General features: G+C 62.4%; 10 protein-coding genes. 2 read left to right on the top strand and 8 right to left on the bottom strand.

Annotated elements, in window-relative coordinates; genetic code table 11:
• Window positions 1-470: 470 nt before the first annotated feature.
• On the top strand, window positions 471-1,625 hold the full coding sequence (metK, locus tag I6G83_RS02465; RefSeq protein ID WP_015673721.1) for a methionine adenosyltransferase: 1,155 nt from the start codon (window positions 471-473) through the stop codon (window positions 1,623-1,625).
• 270 nt (window positions 1,626-1,895) lie between these two features.
• Here the strand turns inward: metK and I6G83_RS02470 are convergent, their stop codons facing one another.
• Together I6G83_RS02470 and I6G83_RS02475 are read right to left on the bottom strand one after the other, a co-directional pair.
• Window positions 1,896-2,348, bottom strand: coding sequence for a DMT family transporter (locus I6G83_RS02470; RefSeq protein WP_054307959.1), 453 nt, complete (start codon window positions 2,346-2,348; stop codon window positions 1,896-1,898).
• A 10-nt stretch (window positions 2,349-2,358) separates the two neighbouring features.
• Window positions 2,359-2,793, bottom strand: a complete 435-nt coding sequence (locus I6G83_RS02475; protein WP_054307960.1) for a DMT family transporter — start codon at window positions 2,791-2,793, stop codon at window positions 2,359-2,361.
• Between the two features lie 99 nt (window positions 2,794-2,892).
• Here I6G83_RS02475 and I6G83_RS02480 point away from each other — a divergent pair, with 99 nt between their 5' ends.
• Window positions 2,893-3,840 (top strand): LysR family transcriptional regulator, encoded by a 948-nt coding sequence (locus I6G83_RS02480; protein WP_054307961.1) that lies wholly within the window; start codon window positions 2,893-2,895, stop codon window positions 3,838-3,840.
• A 77-nt stretch (window positions 3,841-3,917) separates the two neighbouring features.
• On the opposite strand, the gene tnpA is transcribed toward I6G83_RS02480, so the two are convergent.
• The 6 genes from tnpA to mrcB all read right to left on the bottom strand — a co-directional run bounded on the left by tnpA (window position 3,918) and on the right by mrcB (window position 13,194).
• Window positions 3,918-4,355 carry an IS200/IS605 family transposase gene (gene tnpA / locus I6G83_RS02485; protein ID WP_032751944.1) on the bottom strand — a complete coding sequence of 146 codons (438 nt, stop codon included), beginning with the start codon at window positions 4,353-4,355 and terminating at the stop codon, window positions 3,918-3,920.
• 164 nt (window positions 4,356-4,519) lie between these two features.
• Window positions 4,520-6,508: a Fe(3+)-hydroxamate ABC transporter permease FhuB gene (gene fhuB / locus I6G83_RS02490; protein ID WP_054306582.1), complete on the bottom strand. Its 1,989-nt coding sequence runs from the start codon at window positions 6,506-6,508 to the stop codon at window positions 4,520-4,522.
• Window positions 6,505-7,401, bottom strand: a complete 897-nt coding sequence (fhuD, locus tag I6G83_RS02495) for a Fe(3+)-hydroxamate ABC transporter substrate-binding protein FhuD (RefSeq protein ID WP_054306581.1) — start codon at window positions 7,399-7,401, stop codon at window positions 6,505-6,507. Before fhuD ends, fhuB begins: the two co-directional genes overlap by 4 nt.
• Complete coding sequence (gene fhuC, locus I6G83_RS02500; RefSeq protein WP_015673728.1) at window positions 7,401-8,198, bottom strand: Fe3+-hydroxamate ABC transporter ATP-binding protein FhuC; 798 nt, start codon at window positions 8,196-8,198, stop codon at window positions 7,401-7,403. Before fhuC ends, fhuD begins: the two co-directional genes overlap by 1 nt.
• A 48-nt stretch (window positions 8,199-8,246) precedes the next feature.
• Window positions 8,247-10,433, bottom strand: a complete 2,187-nt coding sequence (gene fhuA / locus I6G83_RS02505) for a ferrichrome porin FhuA (protein ID WP_054306580.1) — start codon at window positions 10,431-10,433, stop codon at window positions 8,247-8,249.
• 247 nt (window positions 10,434-10,680) lie between these two features.
• Window positions 10,681-13,194: a bifunctional glycosyl transferase/transpeptidase gene (gene mrcB / locus I6G83_RS02510; protein ID WP_054306579.1), complete on the bottom strand. Its 2,514-nt coding sequence runs from the start codon at window positions 13,192-13,194 to the stop codon at window positions 10,681-10,683.
• Between the last annotated feature and the right edge of the window lie 82 nt (window positions 13,195-13,276).

Genomic DNA, 13,276 nt, shown 5'->3' on the forward strand with positions numbered 1-13,276 from the left:
GCAGCGTCCGTCGGGACGCCTGCAGCGGATTCACAGACCTTTACAACTTCTGTCGCCGTATTGGCCAGCAAATGAGCCGTGCGCGCAGTTTATACCGATAACACGGGCAAAATGCAAAATGAAAATTTGCCGCAAACTGTTTCAAGCGATGAAAATGGCGTCAGTGCGGCGGCGGAAAAGTGATAAACGACAAAAAAATACTGGCAATCCGGCTAAAGCATAACCTAAAATAGACGTCCAGATGTTAATCCATCTATATACCTGATGAACGTCAACGGGCTGCCAACGACGCCGCCTGAGTGGAAGACGAAGGGATATACTGGTTAACCGAAAAAACTGCTTAACGGCTTTGCCTGAGGGGCGTTGCAGGATGCATCTCGCGCCATCAGCGGAAGACCCTTCGCTTCGATGCCCGGATCTCCAGCGCTGTGCAGTAATTTCCACCCGTCTTATGCAAGGTAAAGAATACAATGGCTAAACACCTCTTCACGTCTGAATCCGTTTCCGAAGGACATCCTGATAAAATTGCCGACCAGATCTCCGATGCCGTACTCGACGCCATCCTGGAGCAGGATCCGAAAGCCCGCGTTGCCTGTGAAACCTACGTGAAAACCGGCATGGTGCTGGTTGGCGGTGAAATCACCACCAGCGCCTGGGTCGATATCGAAGAGATCACCCGCAACACCGTTCGCGACATCGGCTACGTGCACTCCGATATGGGCTTCGACGCCAACTCCTGTGCGGTGCTGAGCGCGATCGGCAAACAGTCGCCGGATATCAATCAGGGCGTGGACCGTACCGATCCGCTGGAACAGGGTGCAGGCGATCAGGGCCTGATGTTTGGCTATGCCACCAACGAAACCGACGTGCTGATGCCGGCGCCGGTCACCTATGCGCACCGTCTGGTGCAGCGCCAGTCCGAAGTGCGTAAAAACGGCACCCTGCCGTGGCTGCGTCCGGATGCGAAAAGCCAGGTTACCTTCCAGTATGACGACGGTAAAATCGTCGGCATCGACGCGGTGGTGCTGTCCACCCAGCACTCTGAAGAGATTGCACAAAAAGATCTGCAAGAAGCGGTGATGGAAGAGATCATCAAGCCGGTTCTGCCTGCCGAGTGGCTGAGCGCCGGCACCAAGTACCACATCAACCCGACCGGCCGTTTCGTTATCGGCGGCCCGATGGGCGACTGCGGCCTGACCGGGCGTAAAATCATCGTTGATACCTACGGCGGCATGGCGCGCCACGGCGGCGGCGCTTTCTCCGGTAAGGATCCGTCCAAAGTTGACCGTTCCGCCGCTTACGCCGCGCGCTACGTGGCGAAAAACATCGTTGCCGCCGGCCTGGCCGACCGCTGCGAAATCCAGGTTTCCTACGCCATCGGCGTGGCGGAGCCGACCTCCATCATGGTGGAAACCTTCGGCACCGAGAAAGTGCCGACCGAGCAGCTGACCCTGCTGGTGCGCGAGTTCTTTGACCTGCGTCCGTACGGCCTGATTCAGATGATGGATCTGCTCAAGCCTATCTACCGCGAAACCGCAGCCTACGGCCACTTCGGCCGTGAACACTTCCCGTGGGAAGCGACCGACAAGGCCGCCCTGCTGCGCGACGCCGCCGGCCTGAAATAAATCAGCGCCAAACAGAAAGGCGAGGTTAATGGCAAAGTTGTCTGATAGCCCGAGATACTCGGGCCTAGCGTAACGAGGGGCATTATGGGACGCATCCCTGCGTCCCACCCTACGGGCCAACCTTACGGTTGTTCAAATTTGCTCCCGGCAAATTTGTCAGGCGGCTAACGCCGCTACGACCCCATCGCCACGCTTTCCCTAATAACAGGCATTGTCAATCGACTGAGGCCGGGCATCATGCCCGGCCTTTTTTTATCCTGCCGTCGTCCCTTACGCCGATTTCGTCCGGCTGCTGGAGTAGATAAAGCCCAGCGCGATCGCCAGACAGACAATCGCCCCCAGCCGGCTGGCGGAGAAACCCATGGCGGCATTGCCCAGCCAGCCGAAGTTGTCGATCAGCATGCTCATCGTCAACTGGCCGAAAATTACCGCCACCGTCGCTACCGCCGTGCCGATGCGCTGCACCGCCAGCACCATAATCACAATATAAGGCACGCCGAACAGCGCGCCCAGCAGCTGCCATTTCGGCACATCCAGCAGGCTGACCGCCTGCTTGGGTTCAAAGAAGAAAATCAGCAGCGCGGTAATCAACGCGCCGACGGAAAAGGTCAGAAAGGCGCTGCGGAACACGCCCACCTTGCTGCCCAGCTGGCCGTTGATCGCCGCCTGAATGCTCAGCATCGCGCCGCCGACCACCGCCAGCAGAATCATCAATATCGTCATGTCGTCCCCCTTAACCCTGTGCGACCAGCGCCAGCGCGGCGATGATGAAAACCAGCGCGAGAATGCGTCTGGCGTCTATTTTGCGGTGCGGCGTCCCCAGCAGACCGAAGTGGTCGATAATCAGGCTTTTGAAAACCTGCCCGGCCAGAATGCCGATCATGGTCAGCGCAACGCCGATAGCGGGCGTCGCCACGGTCAGGATCACCACATAAACCGGCCCCAGCACGCCGCCCAGCAGCTGCCAGCCCGGCTGGGCAAAAAACGACGGGCTGTTGCGCGGGCTGAAAAACAGCATCAGCAGAAACGTCAGCGCGGCGCCGACGCCAAAGATGCTGAAAGTCGCCCACAGATCGCCGACCTCGCCGCCCAACGGCCCCAGCAGGCCCGCCTCCACCGACAGGCCCATCCCGCCCGCGATAACCAGTAAAATAAGTAAAAGTTGCATAGCAAACGCTCTCCGCTCAATCAGACGCCGCAGCTTACAGCGGCGAAAGCGGGGAAAAAACGGTATAATCTGTTAAACACCTTTGCAGGATTTGCATCAATGCTGGATAGCGACGCGATTAATGTCAGCGCATTAAAGATTTTTATCGAGGTCTTCGACGCGCAGAACTTCTCCGCTGTCGCGCGGCGGCGCGGCATTTCGGCCTCCAAGGTTTCGCGCATCATTCACCAGTTGGAAGACGCGCTGGGGCAGCAGCTGTTTTACCGCAATACGCGCGCGGTGATGCCAACCGAGTCCGGGCGGCTGTTTATCGACTATGCGCGCAGCATGACCGAACAGCTCGACGAGGCGCGCAAAGAGCTGCAGGAGCGGGCGCTGGAGCCGTCCGGGCTGGTGCGCATCAATACGCCGGTGTTCTTCGGCCAGCGCCACGTGGCACCCGCCCTGCCCGCGCTGGCCGCCCGCTATCCCCGCCTGCTGATCGATCTTGTGCAGACCGACGACTATATCGACCCGCACCGCGACGCTGCGGACGTCATCTTCCGCATCGGCACGCTGACGGACTCCTCCTTCCACGCCCGCGTGTTTGGCGAGCAGCGCTACTACCTCGCCGCCTCGCCGGCCTACCTGCGCCGCTACGGCGCGCCGCACAGCCCGGCGGATCTCAGCCGCCACCGCTGTCTGGTGTATCGCGGCTCGTCCGGGCCGAACCGCTGGCTGTTCCGCGCCCCCGGCGACGCCTGGGTGCACTACCCGCTCTCCCCGCTGTTAACCTCCAACAATGCGGAAACGCTGCTGGTCGCCGCGCTGGGCGGCATGGGGCTGGTGCTGTTTCCCGACTGGCTGATGGGCGATCGGCTGCAAAACGGCGAGCTGGTCAGGCTGCTGCCGGAGTTTGAGACGGCGATAAAAACCGAGCCGCAGCAGATCGCCGCCATCTATCCGCACGCCCGCCGTCCGCCGCTGAACGTCAGGGCGGTGATCGATCACTATGTGGAGGCGTTTGGCGAGCCGCTTTACTGGCAGCGCGATCCGCCAGCGGCGTAAAAAACCACCTGCATAGCAGGTGGCATTGATAGCGCCCCAGAGGGGCGTACTTAGCTCAGACTCTGAGAGCCTTCGCTTCACACCTCTTTTAGTGGAAGCTGGCTCTCTTCAACTTCATGCTTTTCCTGATACTTCACGTACTTTCTTATCATTTCTTCATTTATACCTACGGTATCTACGCAGTAACCCCGCGCCCAGAAGTGATTTCCCCACAACTTGTTCTTCCGCAGATAGGGAAATTTGCTGAACAGCCTAAGGGCTGTTTTACCTTTCAAATGACCTATCACATGTGAAATAGAAAGACGTGGCGGGACTTTTACCAGTAAATGGACATGATCTATCTGAACATTCAGCTCTACCACTTCTATCCCGAGTTGCTCACTTGAGATCCTTATCTGCTTGTAGACCTCTTTGCCAACATTATTCCTAAGGATGCGAAATCGGTACTTGGGTGTCCATACAATATGATATTGACAACACCAGAGCACATGAGATGCTTTCTGGAATCTACTCATGGTTAAATCCTTATCAGTTATGGGGATAACAGATTCGGATTTTCCCATGAGTAGCATTACTGGCAGAGCCAACTTGTTGCTGACCACCTCCATAGGAGGTGGTGTTCATGCAGAGATAAAAAAGGGTCCAGCATGCTGGACCCTTGAGAGGAATAGTAAAGCCGCTACGAAGTCTGCCTGCGCAGCAGATAGACGAAGTACGGCGCGCCGATAAAGGTCGCCAGCAGGCCGGCCGGGATTTGGTAAGGGAACAGCACCATCCGCCCGCACCAGTCGGCAAACACCATCAGCAGGCCGCCCAGCAGCGCGGCGATCAGCAGCTGCGGCAGCGCGCGGCGGAAGCCCAGCATGCGCGCCATATGCGGCGCCATCAGGCCGACAAAGCTGAGCGGGCCGACGGTCAGCGTCGCCATCGCGGTCAGCGTCGCCGCCAGCAGCAGAATGCTCAGGCGCACCGGCGTCAACGCAATGCCGACCGAACGCGCCGTCGCGCCGCCCAGCGGCAGAATGGTCAGCCAGCGGCGGCACAGCGGCGCCAGCAGCACCAGCAGCGCGGCAATCAGCGCGGTGCGTATCGCCTGCGCCGCGGTCACCGCATAGGTCGAACCGGAAATCCAGGTCAGCAGGCCGCCCATGCGCGGGTCGCCGCTGGCCAGCAGCAGATAGATAGTGGTGGTAAACGCGGTGCTGAGCGCAATCCCCGCCAGCAGCATCCGTTCGGTCGAGAAGCCGCCGCGCCCGGCGACCACGGTGATCACCAACAGCGTCAGCGCGGCCCCCAGACTGCCCGCCGGCAGCAGCCAGACAAAGGCGTCGCCCGGTACGATAAACATCATCACCACCACGCCGAACGCCGCGCCGGAGCTGATGCCCAGCACTTCCGGGCTGGCCATCGGGTTGCCGGTCAGCTTCTGAATCAGCGTGCCCGCCACCGCCAGCATCACGCCCGCCGCCAGCGCCGACAGCACCCGCGGCCAGCGCCACGGCCACAGCGACTCAAATTCCGCGCCGACGCTCCAGTGCCAGCCGGCGGCGTTTTTCCCCAGCATCAGCGCCACCGCCAGCCCGGCCAGCAGCAGCGCGCCGCCCAGCAGCAGCCAGCGCGGCAGATGCTGACGCTCGGCCGGCACCCGGTCGCCCAAATTCATCGGCGGCGGCGTGGCGGCGCTGCGCAGCCGCGGCAGCAGCCACAGCAGCAGCGGCGCGCCGATCAGCGCGGTAGCGGCGCCGGTCGGAATTTCCCGCCAGACCAGCGCCAGCCAGACCATCAGCTGATCGGTCAGCCAAAGCAGCAGCGCCCCCAGCAGCGGCGCCAGCATCATCCGGTGCGCCAGCCGGCGCGCGCCCAGCATTTTCGCCATCAGCGGCGCGAACAGGCCGATAAAGCCGATCACCCCCACCGCGTTGACCAACATGGCGCTGAACACGATCGCCAGCGCCAGCGCGCTGAAGCGGGCGAATGCCAGCCCCAGCCCCAGATTGCGCGCCACGCCGTCATCCAGCCCCAGCAGGGTCAGCGGACGGATCAGCAGCGCGGCCAGCAGCGCCGTCAGCAGCAGGCGCGGCAGGATAAACTGCACCGCGCTCCAGTCCTGCTGGTTCAGCGAGCCGGTGCTCCACAGGAACAGTCCCTGCAGCTGCTCATAGTTGAACAGCGCCAGCAGGCTGCTGACCGCACCGCAGTACAGCCCCAGCACCAGACCGGCCAGGATCAGCGTCACCGGCGACATCCGCTTGCCCCAGGCCACGCCGAACACCAGCGCGCCGACCACGATCGCGCCGGCCATCGCGGCCAGCTGTTCGGTCAACGCGCCGCCCGGCAGCATCCACAGCGTGGCGATGGTCAGCCCCAGCTGCGCGCCGGCCGAAACGCCGAGCGTCGCCGGCTCGGCCAGCGGGTTGCGCAGCACCTGCTGGAACAGCACGCCCACCAGCCCCAGGCCGGCGCCGGCCAGCAACGCAATGCACAGACGCGGCAGCAGGCTATAATGGAACACCATCTGCTGCACGTTATCGATATCCGGCGCCCGCAGCGCCTGCCCCCACTGCGGCAACGGCAGCTGCTGCAGCAGGTTGAACAGGCTCAGGCCGCCGGCGGCAGCCGCCAGCAACGCCAGCAGCGCGATAGGTAAAATACGCCGTCTGCTATTCATGCGCGCGCCTCCTGTGCCTGTTCCAGCAACCGGCAAAAGCGCATCGCGGACAGCGTGGCGCCGTACAGCCAGACCGCCGGCAGCCGGCGCAGCTGCTGCTGACGCACAAACGGCAGCGACTGCCACAGCGGCGTCGCGCTCACCTGCGCCAGCATCCGCTGATTACCGTGGTCGAAGTAGATCGCCCGCGCATTCTTCACCGTCGCCAAACGTTCGATACCGACGATCGCCGAGCCCCAGAAGTTGGTTTCCCCGCTCCAGGCGTTGGCGATGCCGAGCTGGTCCATCACCTCCTGGAACAGGCTCTGATGGCCGATCACCAGCGCGTGGCGGTTATCGATCAGCGAGAACAGCAGCAGCGGCTGGCGGGTGTAGGCCCGCAGGCGCTGGCGCGCGCCGCCGAGAAAGGCGTCAAAGTCCTGCAGATGCTGCTCGGCGCGGCTCTCCAATCCCAGCCGCTGCGCCAGCTGACGCAGTGAGCGTTTGGCGACGGTCAGCGGTTTGCCGCTGCCGTCGTTAAAGGCAAACTCCATGGTCGGCGCAATCGGCGCCAGCAGCTGCGGCGACGGGCCATAGCCCTGCGACAGCAGCACCAGCGACGGCTGCAGCTGTTGCAGCAGCTCCAGGTTGGGTTCGGTGCGCTGACCGGCGTCAACCACCGTCGCCGGCAGCGCCGGCTCGCGCACCCACAGGTTGTAGTTATGAATATCGGCCACCGCCAGCGGCGTTACGCCCAGCGCCAGCAGCAGTTCAGCCGGCAGCCATTCCAGCGCGACGATGCGCCCCAGATCGGGCAGTGCGGCCGCGCGGCCCGGCAGCGCGCTCAGCAGCGGCGACAGCGCCAGCGCCGTCAGCAGACGGCGGCGAAAAGGGTCAAAAGAAGTCTGTTGCATCAGTAAACAAAGCTCACCGGTGAACCGCCGCTCGGATGCGGCAGCGTGCCCATCGGAATGCCGTAGATTTGCTCCAGCACCGGCCCCTGCATCAGTTCCAGCGGCGCGCCCTGGGCGATCATCTCCCCGCCGCGCAGCGCCACCAGGTGGTCGCAGTAGCGGGCGGCCATATTGATATCGTGCAGCACCGCAATCACCGTCAGGCCGCGCTCGCGGCTCAGACGCTGGATCAGCGCCAACACCTCGACCTGATGGGCGATATCCAGCGCCGAGGTCGGTTCATCCAGCAGCAGGCAGCGGCTGTCCTGCGCCACCAGCATCGCCAGCCAGGCGCGCTGACGCTCACCGCCGGACAGGCTGTCCACCAGCCGGCCGGCCAGCGGCTTTAAGTCCACCAGCGCGATCGCCTCTTCCACATGCTGACGGTCGGCGGCGGAAAAACGCCCCAGCGCGCCGTGCCACGGATAGCGGCCGATGGCCACCAGCTCGCGCACCGTCATGCCCTCGGCGGCCGGCAGCTGCTGCGGCAGGTAGGCCACTTCGCGGGCGAACGCCTTGCTGTCCCACTGCGCCAGCGGCGTCTCGTTCAGCAGCACCTGACCGCCGGTCGCCGCCTGATGACGGCCGAGAATTTTCAGTAAGGTGGATTTGCCGGAGCCGTTATGGCCAATCAGCCCGCAGACTTTCCCGTGCGGAAAGGTCAGTGACAGCGGTTGCAGCAGTATGCGGCCGGGAACGGCGAAGCTCACGTTATCCAGCGTGAACGTCGCCTGTTGAAGAAGATGTTTATCCTGCATAGGCCCTATTTTTACCCGGCGCAGCGCGGCCGCGCCGGGGTTGTCCGGTTAGAAACGGAAGGTTGCGGTCGCAACCACCTGACGTTCCGCGCCCCAGTAGCAACCGTAGGTATTGAAGCAGCTGGAGACGTACTCTTTATCAAACAGGTTGTTGATATTAATGCCAACGGATGAACCCGGCAGGTTGAATCGTGCCAGATCGTATTTCACCGCCGCATCGACCACCGTGTAATCTTTAACTTTGAAGGTATTCGCTTCGTCGCCGTAGCTGGAGCCGACATAGCGCACGCCGGAGCCTAACGTCAGGCCGCTCAGCGCGCTTTCATGGAAGGTATAGTCCGCCCACAGCGACGCCATATGCTTCGGAATCGCCGCCGGCGTATGGCCCTGATTGGTAGTGTCTTTGGTGTACTCGGCGTCGGTATAGGTGTACGAGCCCAGCACGTTGACGTTGGCCGACAGCGCCGCCTTGGCCTCGACCTCAACCCCACGGGAGCGGATTTCACCGCCCTGAATGCTGAACACCGGGTTATCCGGGAAGGCGACCTTGTTGTTGGTCTTGGTCAGCTGGTACAGCGCCACGCTGGCGGTGATCGGCCGGTTGGCCGGCGCGTACTTCACCCCGGTTTCGTACTGTTTGCCCTTCGACGGCGAGAACGGCTTGCCGAAGGCATCGGTACCGGCGGTAGGTTCAAACGACTCGCTGTAGCTGAAGTACGGCGCAATGCCGTTGTCGAACACATAGTTCAGCCCGGCACGGCCGGTAAATTCGCTGTTGTTCTGCTCGCTGCGCGTATTTTGCGCCGCGCGGTTGGTGGTGGAGGTCTGGCTCCAGTCGTAGCGGCCGCCCAGCGTCAGCACCCAGTTGTTCCACTCGGCCTGATCCTGCAGGTAGAGGCCGGTCTGCTCCTGACGGTTCACCTGATTGGCGCTGCCGGTAATGGTGTAGCTGTCGTTGCCGTAGTTCGGCGCCACCACGCTCAGGTTGGATGCGGTGCCGTACTCATACACGATATCGTTGCGCATGCGCATATAGTCGACGCCCATCAGCAGGGTGTGATCCACATCGCCGGTGGCGAATTTGGCCTGCGCCTGGCTATCAACCGCAAAGCTGGACATATGCTCTTTCGAATTCATCACGCCGCGCGTCAGCTCGCTCGGGTTGGTCGCGCTGATGCCAAGGCCGTAGATGGAGCGATAGTCGACGTCCATCTTGGTGTAGCGCAGGTTCTGCCGCACGCTCCACACGTCGTTGAAGGCATGATCGAAGCTGTAGCCGATCATCTGCTGTTTGCGCGAGATGTTGTTGTAACCCGGTTCGCCGTCGTTAAAGCTGGTCGGCAGCTTGCCGTTGACGCCGTTTTCCACCGTGCCCTCTTTCGGCAGCCAGCCGTAGTAGCCGACGTCCGGATCGTCCTGGAAGCTGCTCAGCAGGGTAAAGGTAGTGCGGTCGTCCGGCCGCCAGCTGAAGGAAGGCGCAATGGCGTAACGCTTGGATTTTTCCCCCACCTGCTGCTGGTCTTCGCTGCGCGCCAGCCCGGTCAGGCGGTAGGAGTAAACGCCGTCGTCATCCAGCGTGCCGCCGAAGTCAAAGCCGGTCTGGAACAGGTTATCGCTGCCCATTTTGAACTGCACTTCCCGCAGCTCTTCGCCGGTCGGCCGTTTGCTGACCAGCGAGACCAGCCCGCCCGGGTTGCTTTTGCCGTACAGCACGGAAACCGGCCCGCGCAGCACCTCGGCGCGCTCCAGGAAATAGGGATCGACCTGATAAATCGAATAGTTGTCGTCCTGCAGCTTGAGGCCGTCCAGATAGAGATTGGTGCCGACCGAGCTGAAGCCGCGGATATTAACCGAATCATAGGCGGTGGAAGCGCCGCGGTTGCCCACCATCACGCCCGGCGTGTAGCCCAGCGCGCTTTTCACCGTGTCCGGCTGACGCATCTCCATCTCTTCGCGCGTCACCACCGAGACCGACTGCGGCGTTTTCACCAGCGGCGTATCGGTTTTGGTGCCGGTAGCGCTGTGCTTGGCGGCATAGGTGCCGACCGGCCCCCAGGCGCTTTCCTGCTGTTGGCTGCCGCTGCCGACCACGGTCAGGGTATCTTCTTTCGCCCCGTCAGCGGCCTGCGCCGACAGGCTCAGGGCACCCAGCGCGGCGGCGATGGCCAGCGCGCTGCCGCGCACGGGGAAACGGTTGAACACCGTTGGTGATGGAGATGGACGCTTGGTAGCCATGATAGTTTCTCTGATGTATTTGAATGAAGAATGTAAACGATAATAATTATTATAAGCGTCGCATTTTATGCAGAAGGGAAGTTTAACTGCAAGCGCATTTCGGCGCGCCGGCCGACGCCGGGCCGTTGACTCAGCCCCGTTAACCCTATGGAAATAACTTAAGCGGAAAAATAAAAAAACCCGCAACGTCCGTTACGGGTTTTTAGCATCGGCGCGCCGCCTGTCGCGGCCGCCGTTCACGCCGGCCTTACTGGCCGAACATATCCTTAATCCAGCCGGCAACGCCGTCAGAGCCTTTCTGCTCTTCCTGCTCCTGCTGCTGTTGTTGCTGTTGCTGCTGCAGCGCGGCCTGGCTGGCCTGGCACAGGCCGTCCGGGTTGTCGGTCCACACCGGAATGGTGCGCCAGCCGCCTGCGCCGCACAGGAAGTTGCCGTCGGAATCGATGCTCATCTGGTTGATCCCTTCCGGCGCCTGCACCTGCAACGGCAGCGGCGTCTGGTTTTCCAGGTAGCGGCGGTACAGCGTCAGTGCGCCGTTGGCGCCGGTCAGCTTGGCCGGGCCGTTGTTGTCGCGTCCGACCCAGGCGATCGCCACTTCTTTACCGTCGATGCCGGCAAACCAGCTGTCGCGCAGATCGTTGGTAGTACCGGTTTTCGCCGCCAGATGGTAGTTAGGGAACTTCACCGACAGCGAGCGCGAGGTGCCGCGCGCGACGCCCTGCTGCATGGCGTACAGCGTCAGATAAGCCGCCTGTGCCGGCACTACGCGCTCCGCCTGCGGGAAGCTGCGGTACAGCACGCTGCCGTCCTCGGCAATCACCGAACGCACTGCGGACAGCGGCGCACGGTTGCCGCCGCCGGCAATGGTCTGGTACTCCTGCGCCACTTCCATCGGCGTCAGGCCGATGGCGCCCAGCAGCATTGACGGCACCGGATTAATTTCCGACTTCGGAATGCCCAGGCGCTGCAGCGTGGCGCTGATCTGATCCAGACCGACGGCCATCCCCAGATTCACCGTCGGCACGTTCAGCGAGTGCGCCAGCGCATCCACCAGCATCACCTTGCCGCGGAAACGACGATCGTAGTTATTCGGCTGCCAGACGCTGCCGTTCGGCTGCTTGAGCGACAGCGGCGCATCCGCCAGCCAGGTGTTCAGGCGGTATTTGTCCGGTTCGGACAGCGCGGTCAGGTAGGTCGGCGGCTTGGCCAGCGACCCCACCAGACGCCGGGCCTGCATCGCACGGTTAAAGCCGGCGAACTGCGGCTCGGCGCCGCCGACCATCGCGCGGACTTCGCCGCTGAAGCGGTCGACAATCACCATTGCCGCTTCCAGATCTTTCACGTGACGCGCCGCGCGCAGCGCCGGCACGCCGGCCTCAACCGCTTTTTCCGCCGCGTCCTGTGACACCGGATCCAGGGTGGTGAAGATCTTCACGCCGGACAGGTCGTTGACCTTATCCCCCAGCTTGCTCTGCAGCTCCTGACGCACCAGCTGCATAAAGGCCGGCTGCGGCGTAATCACCCCGCCCTTCGGCTGAACGCCCAGCGGACGCGCGCTGAGCATGTTATACAGCTCCGCGTCGATCACGCCCTGGTTCTGCAGCAGTTTCAGCACCAGGTTGCGGCGCTCCAGCGCCAGTTTCGGGTTGCGCCACGGGTTGTACAGCGACGCCCCTTTCACCATCCCCACCAGCAGCGCCTGCTGGTCGAGGCTCAGCTCATCCACCGGACGGCCGAAGTAGTACAGGCTGGCCAGCGGGAAACCGCGGATCTGGTCGCTGCCGCTCTGACCGAGGTACACCTCGTTCAGATACAGCTCCAGGATGCGGTCTTTGCTGTAACGGTAGTCCACCAGCAGCGCCATATAGGCTTCGTTGGCCTTACGCCACAGCGAGCGCTCGTTGGTCAGGAACAGGTTTTTCACCAGCTGCTGGGTCAGGGTACTGCCGCCCTGCACCGCACGGCCGGCGGTCAGGTTGGCCAGCACCGCACGACCGATCGAGTAAGGGCTGATGCCGTCATGCTCGTAGAAGTGGCGGTCTTCGGTGGCGATCAGCGTGTCCACCAGCAGATCCGGGAAGCCGCTGCGCGGCACGAACAGGCGCTGCTCGCCGTTCGGCGACTGCAGCATGGTGATCAGCCGTGGGTCCAGACGGAAGAAGCCGAAGCTGCGCTGGTTGTCCAGGTTTTCAATCTTCGCCAGGCGGTCGTTCTGGAAGTCGAGACGGGCGCGGATCTGCCCCTCTTTACCGTCCGGGAAGTCAAACGGACGGCGCAGCATCTCAATGCTGTTGCCCTTCACGGTAAATTCGCCCGGGCGCGTCATCCGGCTGACCTGGCGGTACTGCATGCCTTCCAGCAGCTTGACCATTTCGCCTTTGCTGTACGGCATGCCGGGTTCCAGGTTGACCATGCGGCCATACACCGCCGCCGGCAGCTGCCAGACCTTGCCGTCGATGCGGCTGCGGATCTGCGAATCCAGATAGACGCCGTAGCCGGCCAGCAGCACGGCGATCACCAGTATGATTTTCAGCATCAAGCCGAGCCAACGGCGTTTCTTACGAGGCGGCGCGGCCTTTACCTTACGCGGCATGCGTTCTTCCTCGTCGTTATATTCATCATCGTCATACTCATCCTGAAAGTTATTTGCTTGGTAGTCATCATCGTCGTCATCCAGACGACGGCGCGGCGGCCTGCGCGGCGCGCTGCGCTTGGGTGGTTTCCCTTTGCGCCCGATGGGCTCGCGGTCATCCCCGGCCATTGCTGTCACTCTCCACGCTGCACGGCCAGGATGGCCGTTCAAGTTTGTGCTTAATCTGTTCCCGCATCAGCCGACTGAACAG

The sequence above is a fragment of the Serratia rubidaea genome, assembly GCF_016026735.1.
In the GTDB taxonomy this organism is placed as follows: domain Bacteria; phylum Pseudomonadota; class Gammaproteobacteria; order Enterobacterales; family Enterobacteriaceae; genus Serratia_B; species Serratia_B rubidaea.